A 22400-nucleotide genomic window follows, 5' to 3' on the forward strand; every position below is an offset into this window, starting at 1 on the left:
AACACCTCACCGGCGTCCACCGTCGCGCCGCCGCCAAGATCGCGTTGAGACCCCTCGGAGGGGCGATGAGCACCCCCGCCGCCGAAGGGTCGCGCGGCGGCCCGATCGAGTTGAGACCCCTCGTAGGGGCGATGAGCACGAGGCCGGCATAGCACCAGTACCGGCCTCCCTGACTGCGTTGAGACCCCTCGTAGGGGCGATGAGCACGAGCACGATGACGTGAGGCCAGAGGTGCTGCGGGCGTTGAGACCCCTCGTAGGGGCGATGAGCACCGGTGCAGCGCACGTTCACCCTGCGCGGCCGGATCGTCCGGTTGAGACCCCTCGTAGGGGCGATGAGCACCCCAATATAAAGCTGCAGATCAGGAGGCTTATTCATGCGGCATCCTAGATGCCTTTTGCAGCAAACCTCCGGTAGTGCAAGAACCCCCGGAGGTTCGCTGCAATCGGCCATGATCATTCCGCAGTCCTCATACTAAAGAATGTCGTCGGGAGCGGGCTGCCCAACTCCCCATTCCTGTCGCTCAGGCGTAGTCCCTGGCGGAAACGTGAAGACCAGCACGCTGTCGTACCCAGGGTCGATCACTTCGGTCACCTTGTGGTGGAACCTGCGAAGCTGCGCCGCGCTGAGGCTGCCCTCGAAGACGCTGCGCTGCACGTGGTGCAGGTATTGCCGGCACAACCGCAGGATCGCAGCGTTCCGGACGGCTAGGGTGTCGTAAACCACCACGACGTACACGCCAAGTCACCACCAGATCTTGAACGGCTTGTACGGAACGCCTTCCAGGCAACGACGCGTGAGCTGCAGCGCCTCCAGGTAGAGGAGCTCGTCGTAGGCCACGTTGCGTCCCAGACCACGGTGATGGACTGTTACGGCCAGCTCGTCGCGCACCGTCTGCACCACGAGGCGCCGCCCTGTCTCGCTGAGCATGGCCTGGTTGACGTCGACGTCGAAGTGAGTGGGCTTGAGTTGCCCACGGCCGGCGAGCCGGAGCAGCAGACGCTCGGCGAACAGGGGCTTGAACACTTCCGAGAGATCGAGGACCAGCGAGTGACGTTGGCGTTCCACGGTGCTGTGGAGGAAGGCCACGCCCGAGTGCAGAGGTGTCAGGCGTACGGCTGACAGGATTCGTGCGTAGACGATTCCGTTGACGTAGCTGATGAAGGCGTTCCCGGCGTTGCGCGGGGGCCTTCGGCTGCGGCCGTCCAGCTTGAGCCAGTCGGGCAGCCGGGTGTCCATGACGGCCCAGGCCGAGCGGCGGAAGGTGCCTTCCGCGCCCATGAGCTCTTCCCGGGTGCCGGCCTCGGCAACGGAGGCTTCGAGGCGTTCCATCGGACGAGTGAGGAGCTTGCGATCGACGACGCGCCTGACGTTCGCTGCCGCGCTGGTGACGATGGCGCGAGCGATGTCGAGAGAGGCCGCCGTGTCGTCGGCCAGGCGGGCTTGGGCCACCACGGTCTGGCCGGACGTGCTGGTGTCGGCGGTCAGCAGCGAGCCGGCGTAGTCGCCGTAGTGGCTCAGGAAGTGGACGTTGATGTGGTGGCGGTTGAGCAGGGCGATCACGGCGGTGTTGAGGTCCACGGATTCGCACGCCACGATGTCTCGTACGTCGGTGATCGGGATGTGGACCGGCGCCCCTCCGATCCTCTCGATGCACAGGGACTGATCCTTGCGCTGGATGCGGCACGGCGTGGTCAGCCAGTAGATACGGGACGCAGCGGGCATCTACTCGTTCCAGCAGTAGTCGGTGTAGGAGCAGCCGCGGCAGGCCGGACGTGCGAGGCGCGGCGGGGAGTCGGTAGCGGACACGACTTCGACCACCTTGGTGATGTCGATGGCGGCCTGCTCGGCGGCTTCGTTCGTGTACGGGAGGCGCTTGGTGCGCCGCGTCTTCGGGTAGTGCAGGATCCCGCCCTGCGCGAGTACTCCCACCTCATGGAGCCGGTAGCAGTAGTGCATGGCCTGGGCTTCGTCGGCCCGGCTGGGCTTCGCGGACGACTTGACCTCGTGGACCCAGGCGGCGCCGTCGAGATGGTCCAGCTTCGCGGCGCCCAGGTCGATGGGTGAGCTGCGGCTGTAGGAGGTCTCGTGGACCGCTTCGCCCAGTTGGACGGTGCTGCTGAGCTGCTCCGGGCGCACGCCTCTGGCGTACAGCCAGAGCTGCCGCGGGCAGTGGTAGAGGTACTTGATGTGGACGCCACCCACGTCGGCTGCGGTGATCACAGGACTTCACCTGCCTGATAGGTCTGTGCGGCCGGCCCTCGGATGCGGCCCAGCCCGAACCGCTCGTCGTAGTCGGCGTTCAGGATGCGTACGCCGAGCTTCTTCTCCCAGGTGGTCAAGGGGGCGGCCCAGTACGGCATGGGGATGAGGTAGCGCTCGGCGAGGAGACGTCCCGCTTTGCGGTTCCCGTCGACGCTGGTCAGATCCGCTTCGTACGCATCCCGGTCCTGCGCCAGAACGGCCTCGGTGCCGTCGAACAGCTCGTCGAAGCGTTCGGCGAGCTCTTCCCTGCTGACGAACGGATGAGCGAACCCGAGGAAGGCGTCACTGAACGTCCGGCGGTGATGCTCCACCTCTGTACGCCACTCCTGACCCCAGTCCGTGCCGTACACGTCGTCGAGCCAGATCCGCGCCTGGGTTTCGTCGACCGCTTCTCCGTCGTACCGGTTGAGGATGTTCCAGCCGAGCTCTACGGGGATCCGGGCGTAGACACCGTCGGCGAAGTCGGGTCCCTTGGCACGGCGAGGGGCGAAGGCCGCCGGATGGACGATGACGTCGGCAGGAGGACGCGCCGCGATCCTGTTGACCCGGCCGAACCGCTGCAGCAAAGCCTCCAGCGGAGCAGCCGAGGTGAAGAGGCAGTCGAAGTCGACGTCCAGGCTCACCTCGACAACCTGCGTGGCCACGACCAGGCCGGGATGCCGGCCGCGCCCGACGCCGAACCGCTCGTTGATGGCCGTTTCAAGGGCAGAGCGGTCCATGCGCCGGAACCGGGAGTGCAGCAGGAACGCCTCGTCCTCCTCCACCGCCGGCGCGAGTTCGGCGAACATGAGCTGCGCGTCGGCCACGTTGTTGGCGACCACGAGCACCGCTTCGCCGTCTGCCAGCCGTTGCCGCATCTCCTCGATCGATTTCCGGTCGGTCAGGTGCCTGTCCCGGAGACTGAGCCGGTGGCGTACAGGCGTGCCGGCGGTATCGGCCTCGACCAGGTGAATCGGCGCTTTCAGCGCGTCGCGGAAGGCTCCGGCCAGGGCATCGGGCAAGGTGGCGGAGAGTACGGCGATACGGCCGCCGAGCTTCTCCCAGAGGCCGGCCGTGGCCAGGATGTAGCCGAGCCGCTGTGGATCGTAGGCGTGCAGCTCGTCCAGGACGAACACCGAGTTCGCAGCGTCGATCAACGTGGATGAGTGTGCCGGGCCGGCCAGCACGCCCCGCAAGATCTGGTACGGCGTGCCCACGCGTACGGTCTCCCGGAACAACCGGGTCGCGGCCGCCCGGGAGACAGCCTTGCGGGCCGCCTCGACATGCTGTTCCTCATCGTCATCGGAGCAGACGGCCGCGGCCAAGTGGAAGGACGCAGCCCGGGAATGCATGACGCCGACAAGTTCCTCGTTCTGCAGGAGGTCGCCGAGTCGTACCGCCATTGCGTTGATCGACGCGAGGTAGGGCAGGGTGAGGAACACCCGGGGTATGCCGCCGGTCCGGACGGCCATCTCCGTGGCTTGGGTGGCGGCCCAGAGCAGCCCGGCTTCTGTCTTCCCTGATCCTGTGGGAGCGCGAAGCAGGAGGTGGCCGCTGAGCGCCGCTGCTTCGGTCTGGTGTGGCCGGAGCTCATGACCCCTTCCCGCGAGCGCGTTCTCCAGGTGCGGGCGAAAGTCGCCGTTCAGCGGCTGGTGCATGTGCAGCACACCGTGAGCGGACGAAACATGGTCGGCCAGCGTGACGGCTCCTTGGAGGAGGACTGCCGTCAGGCCACGGTCGTCCGAGGCCGACAGCTCCCACCATTGGCACAGTCGGTCGAACAACTGCCGGGCTTCCTCGATCACATCCAGGCTGCGGGATGGAACTTCGACGACTGGCAGCCGGGACCGTTGTGCGATGTCGAGCAGCCAGTCCCGTAACTCGATGGCCGCGCCATGGGGAATCGGTTGCAGGCGATCGCGCCACTCGGTTTCGGTCGCATGACCGTAGAGCGACAGGAGCGCACCGCGACCACCCTCCAGAGAGCGGTGGTGCGTGGCGACGCCGGTGGCCGTCCACAACAGCAACTGCTCGTCCTCCAGCAACGCCGGAAGAAAGCCGAGTGATACGACCTCGTGTCGCTCTCCCCATGCCTTGATGTGGCCCTTCAGCATGAACTGGAAGCCGTCCGGGATCTTCCCGGCATCATGGCAGAGCATGGCGAGGCAGGCCACCGCCCAGAACAACCCGCCCGTGGCCTCGTCCAGGACTTGCACGTTCCCGACGCGCCGGCGTAGCGCGATCCCTCCGTCCAGGGTCGCGGCGAGGTGCGACGTGAGAGATTCCCGCGGCTGGCTCTTCGCCAGAAGATCCCGCAGCTTCACTACGGCACTCCCGCAGGGGCGAACTGACCGGGATGAACCGGCGGGACCAGCGCGACCGCCTGCCCTTCCTCGTCGGCCCAGTCAGCAGTGACCGCCACCTCCGAACGCCCGGAGGCGTCGAAGTGATAGCCGTCCCAGCGTGTGCGCCCGCGATCGATCGAGATCGCCGTGGGTAGCCGCAGCAGTGTCCCGATCGGCCGCGGGCCGGTGCCCTCTGGGAGGAGGGCATGCCCCTGCCGCCCTGCCCCCGCGTGCAGAGCCACCCGCTGAGTGGCCACCGCGACGAGATCTTGGCTACGGCCGAGCCGCAAAGGCCACACCGGACGGCGCAGCCGGCGCTCCCACAGGTCGATGTCCGTGACCAACCACACGATCAACGTGGCATCGGCGAGGAACTCGCGTTCGCGGGGAGTGGGGTCGGCCTTCTTCCCGGTCGCATCCAGCGGATGGTAGGTCTCCAGGTCGACGCCCTTGCCGCGAGCGTGAAAGGCCATGCCGAACCGCAGGCCGGGGTCGACCGCGTCCCAGCCACCCGCCGCAGCTGCCAGCATGCCGCCCACCGTGGCGGGCGGCGGGCAGGGCAGCGTGAGCTGGACCCCGGCGTACAGCGGATTCCGGAAGGAGACGATCGGGGCCGTCACCGTCACCCGCAGAGCCGCGACGAAGCTGGTCATCCCTTCTGATCCTCGAACCAGGAGTCCCGTTCCCCACGCTCGATCTGCCCGGCCAGCGTGTTCAGCAGCAGCCTGGGGTGGTCGACGGCGAGGGTGCCCGCGGCCACCAGATCGGCGAGCTCCGAACGGACGTGGTCCCGCTGCGTACCCAGGAACCCTGGCGCCCAGCCGAGCAGCGCCTGTCCGTCCAGCTCGTCGGCCCAGGCCTCGATCTCGGCCCGCAGCACCGAGGCGTCGAACTCCGTGCGGCCCATCCGCGCCCCGAACACCCTGGTGAACGGATTGATCCCACCCTTGACCGGCGCGAGCAGCACCAGCGCGGGAGTCCGATCGCCATAGTGCATGGACTGCTTGGCGCCGCCGCGTACCGCGGACAACGTCCGCAGCAGCAGTGCCGCCCGGCGGCGCCGCTCCACGATCCCCAGCCGGAGCGCGGACGCCCCGCGGAAGCTGACGTCCTCGGCACCGTTCTCACGCGCCTCCTTGGCGGCCGGCTCAGGAAGCGCCACCTTGAGCCCGGTGCCGTCGGTCTCGAACACGCCGATCCTGGGCAGGTCCAGCAGCACGTCGCCGGCCAGTTCGGCGCTGTAGAACTCGTGCCCGTGCAGCACCGGGTTCTCGCCCGCGGCGAAGCCGCGGCTCATCGTGCCGAAGTCCCGGTCCGGGTGTCGCGGGGCGACCGACACCAACGTCCCGGTCGCGAGGACGGTGTCGCGCTGGCAGGTCTTGGCCTTGTCACCCTTCACCGCCACCATGTAGCCGAAGATGTCGTCATCCAGGTAGAGGTCGGGGCGTCCCTGGGTGTACGCCTGCTGCTTCTGGCCGCTGCCGGAGCGGATGACGGGCGACACCGGCTCGTCGGCGGGCAGCGAATCCCGGAGCCAGCGGCGGAAGGCCTGCGCCGAAACGTACGGATGGACATCCCTGCCGACACGGAGTTGCTTCACCCGGGCCACGTTGTCCTCACCCAGCCCGTTGTTCGGCGCCCCCGCCGTCACGTCCAGGGCGATCTTTCCTACCAGGTAGCTCATCTACGACTCCTCGTCCTTGAGATAGTCCAGGTCCTCGGGGTGCTCGCTGGCCTCGCCCGCCATCTCCGCGGCGACCTCCGCCCGATCCGCCGGCGCGAATCCCAGCTCGTGCAGGCGTTGGACCACTGACACCACGAGGAGCTGCCGGTGGAACCATGCCTGCTCGACCTCCGGGTCGAACAGCAGGCGGAACTGGTTCTCCGTGATCAGCGGGCCCTTGATGCCCTTGGCCGAGCCGAGTAGCGCGTCGATGTTGCGGCGCATCAGCCAGTGCCGCATACGAGGGCGGTCTTTCAGCGTGGCGTTGAACGCGCGCAGCTGTCCGGCGGAGTTCTCCGCCATCAGCCAGGCCGCCACCTGCGCGCCTGCGGTCTTGATCTCGTCGATCTCGTTCTGGTTCATTCGCGTCACCTCGCTCACGAAGGACAGGCACAGCTCGGCCAGCTCGCTCGTGTCCTTACGGATCACGCCTTGGTCGAGGTACGCCGTGAGATAGCGGCTGCAGGCACCGACGATGCGCTCCGGCGCGCGAAAGGCGCTCCGCGCCAGCCCGACGATGCCTGCGGTGTTGGCTGTCGCGTGGGCACGGATCAGGGCGGAGAAGCCACGCGAGCGGGGCGGACGCGACGAGCGCCTCAGCCATTCGGCGAGCGGCTGCTCCAACGACTGGACATCCAGCGTCTGGCCCCGGTTGTTGTTGCTGAAGACCAGCAGGTCCACGCCCGCCGTCAGCCGATCCTCGTGCAGGCGCAATGCCTGCAGGGCCAGCACCTCGTTCGCGCCCACGCCCTTGGACTCGGGTTTACCCAGCGCGATCAGCTGCTGGTTGCGCTCCACCCGCCGCGACATGGTGCGGGCCATGAACCGCTCGTCCCAGCTGTGCAACGCGATCGACGGGCCGCCCGTCAGCCGGCAGCCGTACGGAAGGGCGTAGAAGCTGCACAGGCATGGCCAGCAGAGAGCCATCCCCAAGTGCCGGCGGGGGGTGTTGTTCCGATAGAGATCGCTCTCGGCCAGCGGAACATCGACCTTGCCGAAGAACCCCACCGCCTGCCGCCCGCACAGCACACACGCCGCCGACGGCCATAGCGCCCTGTCGGGCATCTGACGCCATGCCCGTACGGCTTCACGGACCGTGTCGTCGTCCCGCTTGGCGTTGCTGTGATGGTTCATCTTGGAGTTCGGGTAGAACGACATGCTCGCCTTGAGCCAGAACCCCTGATCGCTCTTGCTGTCCCGGACCAGAGCAGCACGAAGCGCGTCCTCCGTGACTCTCTCGACCGCGTGACTGAACGCCCCGGGCAGCAGCGCGTCTGGAGAAGCGGCCTTGCCGAGCTGCGCCAGTGCGTACGCGCCCACCCGTTGGAGTGGGTGAGCTGTCAGAATCACCCGGCCTTGGTCGTCGTCACCCTCACTCACGCGGCCACCCAGCCGAAGCCGGCGGCGTTGGCCTGCCCAAGTCCCCAGGACCAGATGGCCCGCAGCGTCTCGGGCGCCCCGGTCACTTCGACCTCAACCGGAGCCCCAGGCTTCAGCCCTTCGCCGACGCGGAACGAGCGCTTGGACCCCACCCAGGAGATCCGCGTGAGTGACACGTCGGCATCCAGCCCCAAGGTCTCTGCCTTGCGCCGGAGGTTGCCCTGGAAGTACGCCGGATACTCCGAGTCCGTCGGCAGCAGCCAGGCGTGGCGGGTCGTCCTCGCCCCTGTGGCATCGCGCCCCGAGCCCTTCATGACGACCGGCGTGATCGTCCTGAGCCGCGCCCGTCCCGATGTGAATTCCGGCGGATCGAGCGCTGTCACGCCAAGCACGTGAAACGCCACTCCGCCCCAGTCGAGCAGCGCCCGCTGCTTGATGCCTTGCACCAAGGCGGCCGCGACATCGAGGACGGGGCTTCCCACCTCGAACCAGCCCTGCCCGCCTGCCGCGTACTTCCCTCGCTGCCGCTTCGCGAGGGGGAAGACCGGTGCACCATGCCCGATCGGGACCATTCCGTACGGCGCCATCCCGCCGTCATGGAAGTAGCGGCCGACGACGGGATTCTCGCGGTCGAGAACGTCGTAGACCAGGCCCCTGCCGGGCGCGAGCACCATGTCCCACGGGATGTCGGTGGCGGTCGTACTGACCTCTACTCGTACCCGCATCCTTGCCTCCACGCTCTTCTTCGTCCTTCACTTGATACAGATGGACGAAGAGCACGGAGGACTCGGCCCTGAGGTGAGTTATTGCAGGTAGAGCTATACAGGGAGCACGCTGGAGATCATCCATCTATGGTTATGTGGCGACACGCACCTCGGCAGAGGCGAAGGTCAGCGATCATGGATGTGCAGCGAACCTCCCAGGCTTTCTGCGCAACCGGAGGTTTGCTGCAAAACAGCTCGTTCGATCGTGCTTCTTGTCGTGTTTGACCTGCGGCTTTACATTGGGGTCCTCATCGCCCCTGCGAGGGGTCTCAACCCCTCGACGGCCGTCTTCACCCACACCTTTGTCCCGGGTCCTCATCGCCCCTGCGAGGGGTCTCAACCCGTACAGCCCATAGGAGACGCCCTGGATGTAGCCGGTCCTCATCGCCCCTGCGAGGGGTCTCAACAAGCCTCTCCAGCCTTCTCTCGACCTGTTCTCGGGTCCTCATCGCCCCTGCGAGGGGTCTCAACCCGACCTGGACGCCGCGCTCGCGATCGACACGTCGAGTCCTCATCGCCCCTGCGAGGGGTCTCAACGTCTTGACGGGGACGGCGTTGTCGCCGGGGGCGCGGGTCCTCATCGCCCCTGCGAGGGGTCTCAACAGGGTGGCCGGGGCGATGTGCGCGTCGCCGGTGATGGGTCCTCATCACCTCTGCGAGGGGTCTCAACATAACGCTCACTGGGCACCGCCTGTCTGAGCCTGAGGTTCTCATCGCCCCTGCGAGGGGTCTCAACGCGGGAAGGTGTTCGAGGAACGCCTGGAGCGGATGCGTCCTCATCGCCCCTGCAAGGGGTCTCAACGCATGAGTTGGCTAGCCGCATCAGCGTGCGCGGCGTGTCCTCATCGCCCCTGCGAGGGGTCTCAACGAGGCGCTGGTCGGGAACGGAATCGTGATCCGGGGTCCTCATCGCCCCTGCGAGGGGTCTCAACCAGATGGTGCCGTCAGCCCAGCCCTTCGAGCAGGCGGCCCTCATCGCCCCTGCGAGGGATCTCAACACATCGACTTTCGGCTGGACCGGCTGGTTCAGCTTGTCGTCCTCATCGCCCCCTGCGAGGGGTCTCAACCGAGCGGTCCACGCCTGCCAGCGGGTGGGGCGAGTCCTGATCGCCCCTGCGAGGGTCTCAACGCAATCTGCTTCCACTTCGGCGGCGCGGTGTCCGCAACATCCGCACCAGCCCTACTCTCATGGGCCCTGTGAGGGGTCCCGAAGCGCTCCAGAGAGGGGCGGGCCTCGGAAGGAGCGGGCCTCATTGCCCTGAGGCCCGGGGGCAGTGCAACGCTTGGCCTTTCTTCGCGCTCGTCCCTTGCCTCGTCCATCTGTAGTTGATGGAGGGAGAGAACGGTGAAACACGAATGGCATCGCCCCAGAGGGTCGGGAAGCACGAACGCAGACTTCTTCCCCCTCATACGGCTGAGCAGCCGCTTGAAGGAGCCTCTGACGTCAGAGGAGGAAGTACGGGCGGGGAAGTTGGCCAAGGTGATCGAGGAGCCGGAGTTCGAGGCCGACCGCGAGGGGCGGGCGATCGCGCTCATCGTGCACTTGTCGGACAACCCGCAGATGGTGGCCGAGGCACTGCTCGCCGCTCGACAGGGTTGTATCGATACCCGCGGCAACGAGGAGAAGTGCCGGGCCGCGCTCGTCATCGACGGTGGCTCAGCGAACATCCCGGAGACCAGGCACGACTTCGAATTGGCGGTGCGGCTGATCTACACGGCTTGGCGGACGTGGAACGCCGCACGTCCTCAGTTCGCCGGCCTGCAACCTCGCCTCTTTCTTGCCGCACCTGCCAGCGCCGCCTTGGCTCTGGGCTGGCTGCTCGGTCACAAGATGCGGGCCGTTCCCCATCCGTACCAGAAGTTCGAGGTAGGTGAGCCGTGCACCTCGTCGTGATGGCCACAGCGGGCAACCAGCGCTACATCTTCTCCTCGGGCAAGCGCCAGGAGATCGTCGGCGCATCCGACCTCATCGCAAGGGTGAACGGAGCTTGGTTGTTCGAGGCGCTTGCCGAGCTGTTTCCGGGCTTCGACCGGCATACCTGGCGTATCGAGACCCACGATGCAGAGCTGCTGGTAGCTGCTGCGGGCCAGATTTCGGTCCTGGTCAGGGACCGAGCCGTAGGCCGAAAACTGGTGACGGCGCTGACTTGCCGAGCGCTGGAGGAGGCACCTGGTTTGGATCTCTGCGGGGTGGTGCTCGACTACGCCCCGGGCGAGTTGGGAGACGCTCTTCGTGCCTCGAAGGCACGACTCGCCGCCGTACGGGAACTGCGACCGAGCCCCATCGGCCGGTTCTTGCGGTTGCCGATAGTGGCCGACTGTGCGTCCAGCGGACTGCCTGCGGAGGGCGTTCGGCGTGAGGGAGGGGAAGAGCCCCAGCCCAGATCGGCTGCGGCGATGAAGAAGCTGGCGGCCTACCCAGGAGCGCTGAACCGGCTGAGTGGCCAGGTCCCGCCGGACCCGCGGACGATGCGGAAAGTCGTGGATCGGCTGGGGCTGGAGGCCGACTGGGTAGCGATCGTGCATGCCGACGGCAACGGCTTGGGCGAAGTGTTCCGCAGTGTGGTCGAGTCCACGGACGGACACGATGACCGTACTCAAGCGGACTCGCTCCGGAACTTCTCGCTGGGCGTGGACGGCTGCGCGGCACGTGCCTTGGCCAGAGCCCTGGAGAAGACGGGGCAGGAGCTGGACCAGTATGACCTCCTTCCCGTGCTACCGCTCGTCGTCGGAGGCGACGATCTCACGGTCGTGTGCGAGGGCGAGGTGGCGCTGCCGTTCACTCGCCACTATCTGGAGGCGTTCGAGGAGGAAACCGCTCGCGACATCCGGCTCCGCCCGTTGCTCGCTGCCTTGAAACTGACCCACCTGGGGGCCGGTGCAGGGGTGGCGATCGTCAAGCGCAACTACCCGTTCCACTTCGCCTACGAGCTGGCCGAGCAGTTGGCCACGGAGGAGGCGAAGAAGGTCAAGCAGTGGAGCTCCGCCCTCGCCTTCGTCGCACTGTACGAGAGCTCAGCACCGGATCTGGAGCGCATCCGGACGAGCGTTTCGTGGTCCGGCGGTTCGAGCAGTTCCGCTTCGCCCTACCTGGTCGGAGCCGGCGCGCAGGAGGCCCGTGCCCGCGGGCGTACCTGGGATGACCTGGTCGGCCGTGTGGAAGCGCTCCGCTGGCGTGACGAGCAAGGCGAGTTGCTCATCTCCCGGGGAGCGGCGCACGACCTCCGAGAGGGGCTGTGCCTTGGCCCGGAGGTGGTGGCCTCCCGGCTCGAACTGCTCAAGGCTCGATACTCCGGTGAACGCCTCAGAGCCCAGGTTCTGGAGCAGCTGACCCACGACGGTGAGCTGGTGTGGACGGTTCCCGGCGAAACCGGGGACAAGCAGGTGACGGGCCTCCTGGATGCGATGGCCGCGATGCAGTTCGTTCCGGAGGCACGATGAACGGCGAGGGCACCTTCGCGATCAAGCTCTTCATGCTGAGCGACTGGCACGTGGGCACGGGGACAGGCATTCATGGCTACGTCGACCGCATCGTGCAGCGAGACGTCGATGACGGCTCCGGCGGCCCTGCCGCCCCCATCGTCCCGGCCAAGACGCTCGTAGGCGTGTGGCGTGACTCCTGCGAGGTCGCAGCGCAGGCGCTCGACAGCGGCCCTGCGGGAACGTGGCACGAATGGCTCGGATTCCTCTTCGGCGACCAGTACGCCACCGGCGGCTCCGTCTTGCGGCCGGCCGCGCTGACGATCGAGGGCCCTTTGCGCCTTCCGGAGAGGCTGACCCGGCTGATGCGGGACAAGCCCCGGCTGGCGTGGGCGGCCACGTTCCGCAAGCCAGGTGTGGCCATCGATCCCGTCTCCGGAACCGCGAGCGAGAAGAAGTTGTGGTTCGACGAGATGGCCAGGGCAGGTCTGACGCTCGAAGGCCACGGCCGCATCGAGGGCTTCACCGAGCTGGACGAGGCGCAGCGCCGAGCAGCGATTCTGCTGCTCGCTGCCGGCGCACGGCTGCTGGAGAGCATCGGTGGCAAGCGACGGCGAGGCGCGGGCCGCTGCTCGCTTTCTCTCGAAGGACCAGGTTTCGTGCCGGATTGGTCTCCGGAAGCGGTCGTAGACGTGCCGGGTCCTCCATCGGCCGCGCTGGATACCGTGCCGGTCCGCGTATCGAAGCCGGTCTCGCAGCGAAGAGGCTGGGAGCGGGCAGAGCTCGTCGTTGACGTGGAGCAACCGATCTTGGCTGCCACCACGGTCCTCGGCAATGTCACGATCGGTGAAGGGCATGTGCCGGGCTGGTGCCTGATGCCTGAGGTGGTGCGACGGCTCGGGCGGGAAGCACACGCCCTGGTACGAACGGGCGATCTCATCGTGACGGCGGCGACCCCGCAGGCCACGGATGGCGCACGTACGCTGCCGGCGCCGCGCGCACTCGCCTGCTCCAAAGGCGGCAAAGAGATCATCGGCAATCGGATGGCCGGTCCCGTGGAGCTGGGCAAGCCCTGCAGGGACGGTTACGTCGTGCCTGCGACGGCCGAGATCGTCAAACCCCGCACGACGGTACGAATGCACAACAGCATCGACGACCGCACCCAACGCCCCACGCGGGAGATCGGCGGCATCTACGTCTACCGAGCGCTCGCCGCACGCACGACGCTACGCGCAGAGGTACGCGTCCGAGCAGGACTTTTGCAACCGGGCTGGGAGCAGCAGCTGTCAGGCCGCTGGCGAATCGGCCGGTCTTCCAAGGACGACTACGGGCAGGCGTCCGTGACCGTACAGTCGATGACGGACCAGCGCGACGACGTCGAAGCCGGTGATCTGCTCCGGGTGTGGCTGCTTTCTGACCTGCTGGTCCGTGATGTTCGGCTGCGGCCGAGCACGAGCTTGCACGATGTCGCCAGAGCCTTGGAGCATGCGCTGTCCAGGGCAGGCGCGCCCGACGTAAGCCTTGAACCGGTGGTCGAACCGCATCGGGACGGCAGCGTGACGGTCGCCGTCGGCGTGCACCGCACCGAGAGCTGGCACCGCGGCTGGCGCATGCCCCGCGCCACCCTGTACGGCCTGGCCGCAGGAAGCTGCCTTACCTTCAGGGTCACTGGTGGGCCCATCAGTTCCGACGTCTTGGCAGAAGTGCACGCCGCGGGTGTCGGGGATCGCCGTAGCGAAGGCTTCGGACAGGTCGAGCTGAATCATGATCTACTGGCTCGCCCTGTCGCTGCCGAGCAAGCGAGCGATCAGCGGAAGCACCCGGCGACCGGCCTGGAACCTCTTCTCGCACCGGGCGAGAAGGGACACCAGGAGGCACGGATCTTCGAGCTGGCCGCCTGGCGCACCGAGATTCGGCGCAGGTGCGACGGCATCCGGGGCGAACGAGAACGCCGCGCGGAGATCATTCCGAAGGGTGTCACGAATACCCAGCTCAACGCCCTGCGCGCCGTCGTACGTGAGCCGTCTGAGGAACGCGCCGTCGCTCGTTTCCGCTGGTTGACGCAGACCAACGCAGGCCGCTCCGACTGGCCGGCGGAAGCCATCTCCACGCTCCATGACCTGCTCGTTGATCAGGACACGATCTGGCGCCTGCTCGAACTTCCGGAGGAGAGCCTCGTCGTCACCGCCGACGGAGTCCAGAGCCTGCGAGCCGAACTGCGTACCGAAGCTCTCCGGATCCTCGTCGACTCCTGTCTCGCCGCGCACAGCCGGGCGGAAGTCACGGAGGAACTCGAAAGGAGCATGCGATGAGCGCAGTAGGCCGTCCGCTCAGCCGCCGGATCAAGGCGCGCGGCTGGCTGCGTACCGAGTCTCCACTGCACGTCGGCGGCCTCGAACATGACCCGTCCGAACCACTGCCGATCGCGGTGGACGGAAGAGGCCGACTGTACGTGCCGGGCACGACGCTGGCCGGCGTGCTGAAAGCCTGGTGCCTTGGCTCGGGTGAGAATCCCTCGGCGATGGACGAGGTATGGGGACACGAATCCGAGAACGACGCCGGCGGCCAGGCCAGCCGTCTGATCACTGCGGACGCCCTGGTGACGCGGACGACGGTGACCGACGAACGTGGCATTCCGGCGCATCCTCTTGCGCTCGATGCTCTGGAGTACCGGCCGTCGGTCGGCATCGACAGGGTGACCGGGACAGCGGCCCCGGAGTTCCTGTACGGCAGGCAGGTCATCCCCATTGGTTGCTACCTCCAACTGGTACTGAGCATCGAGTCGCGGGAGGACCCCGATGGCGACGAAGCCCTGATGGGTGCATTGCTGACCGCGCTCATCGGACGTCAGATTCGCCTTGGCGCCGCTACCAGCAAGGGGCTGGGGCTGGTCGGACTGCTCGACGATCCACTGGACGTGGTCGTCGACCGGTTCGACTCTCCCGATGGCCTCTTGGCCGTGCTCCGGAACGATCCGGCCAGACGGCGGAGCGTCGCCTCGCTCTGTGCGCAACTGCCAGAGCTTCCGGCCCGGCGTGAGGTGCTCGACGTACGCATCACGTGGAAACCCATCGCACCCGTCATGGTGAGGTCAGGAGCGGACGGGCTGTTCGTCGACACGCTTCCCCTGAGCACCCGGATCGACGAAACGCACCTTACGCTCGTCCTGCCAGGCTCGACGATCAAGGGGATGCTGCGCACCCGGGCCGAGTTGATCGAACGTACCGCACGTGGTCTGCCTGCGCGGGCCGCCGACCCTGGCGAGCCGGCGACCAAGCACAGCGCGGCGTTCCGAGCACAACTCGATCAGCTGACTGCCGTCCGAGTCCTGTTCGGCGCGGCACGCGACGATGTCCGCGACCACCAGGCCGGGGCACTACGTGCGGAGGAATGCCTGGCCTGCCTCAGCATCCCGCAGGAGCTGTGGGCCTCGGTCACCGGATTCGGCGAAGAGACGAGTCCGCCTGAAGGCGACCTGTCGCCCCGAATGCCGGAATCTATCCGGGATCAGCTGACCGACGTGGGGCTGGAGCGTTCGGACCATGTCGCACTCGACCGTTGGACCGGCGGCGCCGCGGACGGACGGCTGTTCAGTGTCCTTGAGCCGCACAACGTCGCTTGGGAGCCCATCCGCCTGTCGGTGGATCTCACCCGACTCGGCGTGACAAAGGCGATCGGTCTTGCTCTGCTGCTCCTCGTCCTCCGTGACCTCGCCAACGGCCGAATCACCATGGGGGCCGCCACCAACCGCGGGTTCGGCGACGTGGACGTCACTGACATCTCGTTGTCCGGCGGCCCGTGGGCAGACCAGGTGTCGCTCACTGACGTTCTCGCCGGCACCGAGGTAGCAGGCATGTCGGAGGCGTGGACCGCGTATCTGAACCAGGAGGCGTCATGACGACGCTCTACACCGCATTCACGCAGGATGTCACCCTTGCCGAGGCACTGGCCAAAGCGGACATGGAGGGAGCCTGCGCCTTCTTGACGACTCCCACGGCGTTCAGTATCGCCAGGGTCCGCGGCGGCACCTGTGAGATGCCGCAAGGCCGGGTCGACCTGGCGGCCGTGTACGAAGCGCGCGTGTTCACGCCACGGGCCGAGCTTCGCTGGATGGAAACCGAGGGGCACGCAGTCGTCCTAACCGAGGAGGAAGGCATCCTTCCGCCGAGCTTTTCGGAGCACCTGCCGCCCATGCAGGCAGTGGCCACCTTGCCGGCCCGCTACCTAGTGTGGGGTCATGCCTCCAGCCCCAGGCCCGGATGGGTGACTCTGAGGTCGAGGGAGGTAGGTGCGATCACGCTTCCCTCGCCACGCTCAGCAACGGACAGGGTACGGCTTACCGCTCGCGAGTACGTCGTCGCTGATACCGATCACGGCAATGCGTACGTCGCCGAGGAGCGCCTCGTCGGCTTCGAGCCCTACTCACCGGAAGGAGCGGCATGATGGCCGAAGGCTTCCTCAACCCGTACACCTTCGTCCCTGCGTTCCCTCGTGACGAGCTTCCCGAACCGCTCCGCGATGGCCCACCCCCCTCACGGGACCTGCTCCATCAGGAGCGCTGGAGCGGCCGCATCCATGTGAGGCTGACCGTGGCAACGCCGCTCCTGCTTCTGGACCCGAACCGGACCCACTCACCATCCGAAGGCGCCGATGGGCACGAGGTCTATCCGGTTCGGGTGCGGGAGGGGCGCCCGTATCTCGCGCCCACCGCCGTCAAGGGAATGCTCCGGTCCGCCTTCGAAGCCGTCACCAATTCCCGGTTCGGGGTTTTCGATGGCCATCAGGAGCCGCTCGCCTTCCGTCGCGATGCCGGCTTTGCGCCCGGCTTGGTGCCTGTCCGTGTGGCGGGCGACGGTGTACTCGAGCAGTACAGGGCGGTACCTCTTGAGATGTACGACAAGCACGGCAAGCTGCTTCCTGGCCGTTCACTGCGTCACATGCAGCAGATTCGTGCTGTCATCGTCCGCAAGGACAAAGGCCGCACGGAGGCTATGGAGGTTCGAGTACCGAAAAGTGCTAAGAAATTCGAAGGAAAGAGAGTCGTCGAAGGCTTCGCGTACGTAACCGGCCCCACGATCGAGAAGAAACGATTCGAGAGATTTTTCTATGGAGATCCGGAGCAGCGTGCGCCGCTCAAGCTTGCTCGTGACTGGCAGGACATCGTCGACGACTGGGATCGACTCATCGACAGCTACAAGAACGCACACAGCAACGAAGAGCTGTACCAGCGGCCCACAGGTAATGGGCGCGTAGCGGCCCCTGGAGAGCGGATCGGCGAGGGGCCAGGGCAGCTCGCATGGAGCCCCCATATCTACGACCCCGCTCACCAGGCCCTGCGATCCGGCACGCTATGCTATGCACGGTTGAACAAAGAGCGCAAAGTCGAACGGCTCTACCCTGTATTGGTCCCGCGGGATGTGTACGCGGTTGCGCCGGCGGAACTGCTGCATTCGTCTCTGCGTCCAGCTTCCTGCTACACCAAGATGTCTCCGGCGGACCGTCTGTTCGGATGGGTGGCTCCCGCGGGCAGGAATATGAGGCCCTCCTCCTATCGTGGACGGCTCCGCATCGGCCCAGCGACGTGCGCCGATGATGCCGGCACAGCCATACGCAGATTCTCGGCCGACGGCCTGCCGCTGGCCGTCCTGGGTACGCCGAAGCCGCAGCAGGGCCGCTTCTACGTCGCGCGAAGTGCCACGCACCCCGATAAGCCCGTGGAAGACCGCATCGCCAAGGCCGAGATCTACCGGCCGGGGCGCGGGCTGCGAGGCCGCAAGGTTTACTGGCATCACGCGGGGCTGGATGCACAACGCCACTGGCAACTCCCTGCCGGCGGCTCTGATCCCACCCAGGTCCTGGTGGCCGGGCGCTACCGCGAATATCTGCGGCCAAGAGCGCTGGCCAACGAGTCCGCTCCTCTGGCCCGCAACAAGGCTCATTTCGACACAGGCGACGCCGAACAGCGAGACTCGCAGAATCGATCAATTGAGGGATGGGTAGTTCCCGGTACCACCTTCGAATTCGCCATAGACGTCCATGACGTCGATGAATGCGAGCTGGGCGCCCTTGCCTGGCTGCTGAACCTTCCGGCCGGCCACTTCCAGCGGCTCGGTTTCGGCCGCCCCTTGGGCTTCGGCAGCGTCAGGCTGGACGTCGAACATGCCGAACTACACAAGGGAGCCGACTACAGCGCATACTACAGAACACTTTCCGGAAATCTCCCAGAGAGCGACTGGCGCTCGATCATCGACGCTGCACGCAAGACGTTCGACGCCATAGTGGAATCATCGCCGGCCTTGAAAATCATCCGTCAGGACATACTCGCTACGACTCGCGGTGTTTCACACCTGCCGGTCCATTACCCCAGGGTTCGCGAAGAATCCCTCGGCAAGGCGATCCCGATGCCGCCTGACCCGCGCGGCCTCCAGTACAAATGGTTCACGGCCAACGAGCAACCGAGCGGAAAGTCGATCATGTACGGCCGAGGACGCTCGCTACCCCGCCCGACCGGGGATCAACCACCGCTGGAAGTCTACATATCCGACGACAAGGGCGCCGATCCAGCAGGCAGCACGAGAGGGCGCAATAGACAGCAAAGCGGGAATTTCAGACAAGGCAGGGAACGGAGGCGAGGCAACAGGTGACAAGGCTAGTGTCCGGATCTTAGAAATGTCGGTCCGCGGCGTTAAGGTCGGCTGCATTGATCCGGCACATCGCTCCAGGAGGTCGACATTTCACAAAACGGCACGCTCCTGGTGCACGCGATCGGCGACGGCGATCTTGGATTCCCACTCCCGGGATCGTTTCCTGACCTCGAAGGTGACCCGCAGGGAGTCGGCAAGGACCGTCGACCCTTGCGGAAGATCTTCGATGGTATGGCCACTGGACTGCAGGTGACGCGTGTCGTCCTCCTGGGGACCACCAACAGCCGTGAAGGTCATGAGACGACTCTCGCCGACTGTGCCACGGGCATCAGAACGGCGTTGATCTCAGATGAGGGCCTCTGCGGCGCCCGATTCCCTGCATCCGCCGTCTCAGTAGTCAAGGTCGCCAGTCCCGTCATTCACGACGCCTCGGCCGCTCTCGCCGAATGGCTGGGACGAAACCGGGCCACAGAGGTCATGGTCACGTGCGGATCAGGGGCCTTCGCCCTGAGCGCCGGTGCGGTGTGCGCAGCCTTGGAGACCCATCACGCCGTCCGCATCGCCCACATCGATGCTCCGATGGAGTCGTACACGCTGAACCAGCCGACAGATCCAGACCTGCACCTCAAGTCCTGGCTCTTACGGCACCGATTCTGGGACGCTCTCACCGAAGCGGATCCCGCCAACGCGACACTGTGGCAGATCCTGGCGGCCCGTCACGCCGCCGACTCCGCCCTTATGGAGCGCCTCGTCATCGCCGATCATCCGGAGCTCAGCTCGTTGGCCAAGCGGTGGCCCACCGTGCAGGCCGCCATCGCCGAGCGGGCAGGGCGCGGTGAAGCTGCCGACTACGGTCTCCTGCGCGCCTGGTACGGAGAGCAACTACGCCGGTGCTTCGGGAACGAAGAAGGCAAGCTCTCTCCAGACACTCGCGACAAGATCGGCCGCCTCGTTGACGCGCTCGTGACGCGGGCCGACGGCAACGGGCACTTGTCGGCTCACATCCGGCAAGCCGCCCGATCCCTGAATAATGACCTCGGGTCAGCTTGCGTACGTATGATCCGGGACTTTCGCCTCACCGCCTTGTACACCAACGCGGCCACACACCAGGCCCATCTGCAACCCGAACATCGCACCCAGGGCCCTCTCCCGCCCACGTTGCTGGCGGCCATCCAGAGCTGGGAGAACGGAGATCCCGCAGTTCAGCTCATCGCCCGCGCCGGCGAGCCGGCCTGGCCGGTTGTCGGCAGCGGCGACGTCCTTGCGCTCGTAGCCGTCGGTCTCGACAAGCCAGGCGTACAGACGGAGGACCGGCATACGGCCGAAGCCATACTCGCCGAGCTATGGGAGCGACGTGAGCGTCTTCTCCGCCGCGGCATCCTTCGAGTGCGACTTCTGGCAAGCCCGGAGAGCCTGGAACGTGCTCACCGCATCGCCCAGGACATCACCGCCGTCCACACCGATGTGGACGTCCGCGTGATCGAGGGGATCAAGGGAGGGCTCGACCAGGTGCGCGAGGCCATCGTCGACGCGCTGAGCTCGGAAGCGCAACCCACCGGCCGTACCGGCTCAGGCAGCCTCCGGGACGTCGACGAGATCATCCTGTTCCTCAATCCCGGTCCTCCGCTGACCAACTACGGCATGATCGCCGCCGGAGTGGCGTGGTCCCTGATCGCCGCCTGCCCCCTGTCGATGATGGAGTTGACTCGCGTCAACTCCGTGACCCAGGTCAGAGGCGGGCGCCCGGTCCTGGCCCGGCTCGGCGCCGATCGAATGTTGGCACGCCTCGCCATCAGCGCGATCAGGCGGCTCGACCTCCGCACCGCACGTCGTCTCCTGGAGCGAGGCTCCACCAGACTGCAGGCCGTGCTACCCGCCCTTGAACAGCTGGAAGCCGGCTTGTACGGTCCCTGCCCGCGCGAGTGGAGGCGCACCGAGCGGATTGCACTTGCCCGGCAACGCATCCGCCTCATCGCTCATGCGTGCAGCGATCATCCTGGCCTGGCGGCGTACCTGACGGTCACCGCGCTGCGCCCGGTCCTGTTCTCTTGGAGCACCTGGAAGGCGATGCGGACCGCTTACCCCGCCCTCGACCAGCTCTCTCTACTCGCCAATCAATCAGAGCACAGCCACGCCCTCGACCGGCGGCCACCAGGATCCGGCCGCCGGCACAACAACCGGCCGCATGCCGGGGCCCACCAACCCCTCATCCAAGCCGCACGCCAACTCGGGGGAACACCCGAAACTGATACACGTCTCATCAATCTACATAAAACAGTCATCACCACTATCGAATCCATATTTCCGGAAGCCGGTTGACGATCAGGGAACGTTCCTGCCAACCTCAAAGGGTCCAACGGCCAACGCCAGCGGACCCCGAGCGATTCATGCCGCTCCTTTGAGGGCTCTCGGATTTCGAGAGCCGATGCCGCAAGAGCGCGCCGATTCGGCGCCCTCTTCGCCGTACTCGGAGGGGCCTCGCCATGCACATCGCCAACGAGCCGAACGACCCGATCGACTTCTACTCCTACTTCATCCTCGTCTCACCGGCCCTGCGCGCCGCAGCTGTCCGCCCGCTTCGCCGTGCACGTCACCGCGGTCAGGCATGCCAGGGCGTACAGGCGGCTCGGTGGTGTGACGAGTGCGAGCAGACGATCTGCGACCTCCTTCTCAACGGCTATAACAAGCTCCGCGCCGCCATGAGCGGCGACTGCCCCCGGACGAAGTCCGGCGAGCCCATTAAGGAGATGCAGGCCATCGTGCAGTGGCTCAGCACACCCATCACCGTGGAGGAGCTGCAACACGCCGCCAGCCGGCTCCGGCAGCACCCGACGCCGCACGAACCGCCGTACATCCGTGCCGCGCGGGCGCAGCTCGTGCATTACGAGCTGCGAAGCCTCGAAGCCAAAGTGACACGATCCGCTGCCCAGGCCCGTGGAGCGTCCGCTCAGCCGGCCCGAGACCTCAAGACCGCCGCATGGGCGGCACCCCTCCGCGCGGACGACTACGCCTTCGAGTTGCTGCTCGACGCCGTCCTCCGCCTGCGGCAGGGCGCCTGCGACCCGTTGGCCATCCCCGACCACCTCATCAACAGGCCCCCGCACATCGGCCGCTCCCAAGCCCAGCGCGTGCTGCGGGCCAGCATGGAGACGCTTCGGCTGGCGCATCCCGACTTCTACTGCGCCAACGTGATCACATTCCTGTACTCCACCGAGGAGCTTCCCGATTCGGTTGAGAGCACCGCCCCCACACCCGAAGACGTGATCATCGACCGCGAGAACGCGCGGCTCGCTCGCCGGACGCTCAGGGCGCTGATCGGCAACGGCGCAGCACAGCGCTCGCAACAGCACTACCGCGCGTTGCTGAGGGACATCTCCGCGACCGTCCTCCCCAGCGGCCCGCAGCTGCTTGCGTGGGTGGCGCGAAGGTTCGACATTGACGAGAACCTCGCTGAGCTCTTCCTCCGAAGGCTGGTCAGGCTGGCGTTCTCGGCCGGATTGGACTGGGTCGCTGACAACTGTGCATGATCCATTGAGATCTGCAGCGAACCTCCGGGGGTTTCTGCACTACCGGAGGTTCGCTGCAAAATGCCATGTTCGGAGCCGCATCTTGCATAGGCTGGCCTGGGACTTTACGTTGGGGTCCTCATCGCCCCTACGAGGGGTCTCAACATGAAGTGCGGGCACTCGCTGAGACGCTGGCAGGAGAGTCCTCATCGCCCCTACGAGGGGTCTCAACGTGGAGGGGCAGCAGCAGGCGGCGGCCACGTTCGCGCGTCCTCATCGCCCCTACGAGGGGTCTCAACACCTCAACCTGACCGGCCACTACCGGTGTGCGCGGTCCTCATCGCCCCTACGAGGGGTCTCAACAACGGGCCCGT

The 22400-nt window shown here is 66.5% G+C and carries 16 protein-coding genes and 3 CRISPR repeat arrays (1 of these 19 running past the window's edge); of the genes, 8 read left to right on the forward strand and 8 right to left on the reverse strand.

Translation table 11 applies throughout. The annotated features are described in order from the left end of the window. The first annotated feature begins 43 nt into the window (after nucleotides 1–43). Nucleotides 44–343: a CRISPR direct-repeat array (repeat unit 31 nt; unit sequence GTTGAGACCCCTCGTAGGGGCGATGAGCACC). A 131-nt stretch (nucleotides 344–474) separates the two neighbouring features. From cas2 to HCN51_RS52625, 8 genes are read right to left on the reverse strand one after another with little or no spacing between them, the layout of a single operon-like run. Further along, the gene (cas2, locus tag HCN51_RS52590; protein ID WP_168021081.1) at nucleotides 475–738 is read right to left on the reverse strand and encodes a CRISPR-associated endonuclease Cas2; all 264 of its coding nucleotides are present in this window, start codon (nucleotides 736–738) and stop codon (nucleotides 475–477) included. 6 nt (nucleotides 739–744) lie between these two features. Further along, nucleotides 745–1725 (reverse strand): CRISPR-associated endonuclease Cas1, encoded by a 981-nt coding sequence (gene cas1 / locus HCN51_RS52595; RefSeq protein WP_168021091.1) that lies wholly within the window; start codon nucleotides 1723–1725, stop codon nucleotides 745–747. Further along, nucleotides 1726–2223 (reverse strand): CRISPR-associated protein Cas4, encoded by a 498-nt coding sequence (locus tag HCN51_RS52600; RefSeq protein ID WP_346434134.1) that lies wholly within the window; start codon nucleotides 2221–2223, stop codon nucleotides 1726–1728. Beyond that, complete coding sequence (cas3, locus tag HCN51_RS52605) at nucleotides 2220–4568, reverse strand: CRISPR-associated helicase Cas3' (protein WP_206068953.1); 2349 nt, start codon at nucleotides 4566–4568, stop codon at nucleotides 2220–2222. The genes HCN51_RS52600 and cas3 overlap by 4 nt, the downstream gene beginning before the upstream one ends. Further along, a complete protein-coding gene (cas5, locus tag HCN51_RS52610) occupies nucleotides 4568–5242 on the reverse strand; it encodes a CRISPR-associated protein Cas5 (protein ID WP_168021093.1) in 675 nt (224 codons plus the stop codon). Before cas5 ends, cas3 begins: the two co-directional genes overlap by 1 nt. Further along, nucleotides 5239–6273: a type I-B CRISPR-associated protein Cas7/Cst2/DevR gene (cas7i, locus tag HCN51_RS52615; RefSeq protein WP_168021095.1), complete on the reverse strand. Its 1035-nt coding sequence runs from the start codon at nucleotides 6271–6273 to the stop codon at nucleotides 5239–5241. Before cas7i ends, cas5 begins: the two co-directional genes overlap by 4 nt. Next, nucleotides 6274–7632 (reverse strand): hypothetical protein, encoded by a 1359-nt coding sequence (locus HCN51_RS52620; protein WP_206068954.1) that lies wholly within the window; start codon nucleotides 7630–7632, stop codon nucleotides 6274–6276. It abuts the gene before it with no gap. A 56-nt stretch (nucleotides 7633–7688) separates the two neighbouring features. Further along, nucleotides 7689–8417, reverse strand: a complete 729-nt coding sequence (locus tag HCN51_RS52625) for a CRISPR-associated endoribonuclease Cas6 (protein WP_168021097.1) — start codon at nucleotides 8415–8417, stop codon at nucleotides 7689–7691. Between the two features lie 283 nt (nucleotides 8418–8700). Next, nucleotides 8701–9454: a CRISPR direct-repeat array (repeat unit 30 nt; unit sequence GTCCTCATCGCCCCTGCGAGGGGTCTCAAC). 473 nt (nucleotides 9455–9927) lie between these two features. Here HCN51_RS52625 and HCN51_RS52630 point away from each other — a divergent pair. The 8 genes from HCN51_RS52630 to HCN51_RS52665 all read left to right on the forward strand — a co-directional run bounded on the left by HCN51_RS52630 (nucleotide 9928) and on the right by HCN51_RS52665 (nucleotide 22047). Further along, complete coding sequence (locus HCN51_RS52630) at nucleotides 9928–10350, forward strand: hypothetical protein (RefSeq protein WP_168021099.1); 423 nt, start codon at nucleotides 9928–9930, stop codon at nucleotides 10348–10350. Further along, on the forward strand, nucleotides 10335–11897 hold the full coding sequence (locus HCN51_RS52635; protein WP_168021101.1) for a Cas10/Cmr2 second palm domain-containing protein: 1563 nt from the start codon (nucleotides 10335–10337) through the stop codon (nucleotides 11895–11897). The genes HCN51_RS52630 and HCN51_RS52635 overlap by 16 nt, the downstream gene beginning before the upstream one ends. Beyond that, the gene (locus HCN51_RS52640; RefSeq protein ID WP_168021103.1) at nucleotides 11894–14188 is read left to right on the forward strand and encodes an RAMP superfamily CRISPR-associated protein; all 2295 of its coding nucleotides are present in this window, start codon (nucleotides 11894–11896) and stop codon (nucleotides 14186–14188) included. Before HCN51_RS52635 ends, HCN51_RS52640 begins: the two co-directional genes overlap by 4 nt. After that, the gene (locus HCN51_RS52645; RefSeq protein ID WP_168021105.1) at nucleotides 14185–15774 is read left to right on the forward strand and encodes an RAMP superfamily CRISPR-associated protein; all 1590 of its coding nucleotides are present in this window, start codon (nucleotides 14185–14187) and stop codon (nucleotides 15772–15774) included. Before HCN51_RS52640 ends, HCN51_RS52645 begins: the two co-directional genes overlap by 4 nt. Next, nucleotides 15771–16319 (forward strand): type III-D CRISPR-associated protein Csx19, encoded by a 549-nt coding sequence (gene csx19, locus HCN51_RS52650; protein WP_168021107.1) that lies wholly within the window; start codon nucleotides 15771–15773, stop codon nucleotides 16317–16319. The genes HCN51_RS52645 and csx19 overlap by 4 nt, the downstream gene beginning before the upstream one ends. Continuing rightward, entirely contained in the window at nucleotides 16316–18520 is a 2205-nt protein-coding gene (locus HCN51_RS52655) for a TIGR03986 family type III CRISPR-associated RAMP protein (protein WP_168021109.1), read from the forward strand. Before csx19 ends, HCN51_RS52655 begins: the two co-directional genes overlap by 4 nt. 231 nt (nucleotides 18521–18751) lie before the next feature. Then, on the forward strand, nucleotides 18752–20839 hold the full coding sequence (locus tag HCN51_RS52660) for a hypothetical protein (protein ID WP_168021112.1): 2088 nt from the start codon (nucleotides 18752–18754) through the stop codon (nucleotides 20837–20839). A 164-nt stretch (nucleotides 20840–21003) separates the two neighbouring features. Further along, a complete protein-coding gene (locus tag HCN51_RS52665) occupies nucleotides 21004–22047 on the forward strand; it encodes a hypothetical protein (protein ID WP_168021114.1) in 1044 nt (347 codons plus the stop codon). A gap of 114 nt (nucleotides 22048–22161) precedes the next feature. Next, a CRISPR array of direct repeats spans nucleotides 22162–22400; the repeat unit is 30 nt; unit sequence GTCCTCATCGCCCCTACGAGGGGTCTCAAC (it continues 1117 nt past the right edge of the window).

It is taken from the genome of Nonomuraea composti, assembly GCF_012034275.1.
GTDB lineage: Bacteria > Actinomycetota > Actinomycetes > Streptosporangiales > Streptosporangiaceae > Nonomuraea > Nonomuraea composti.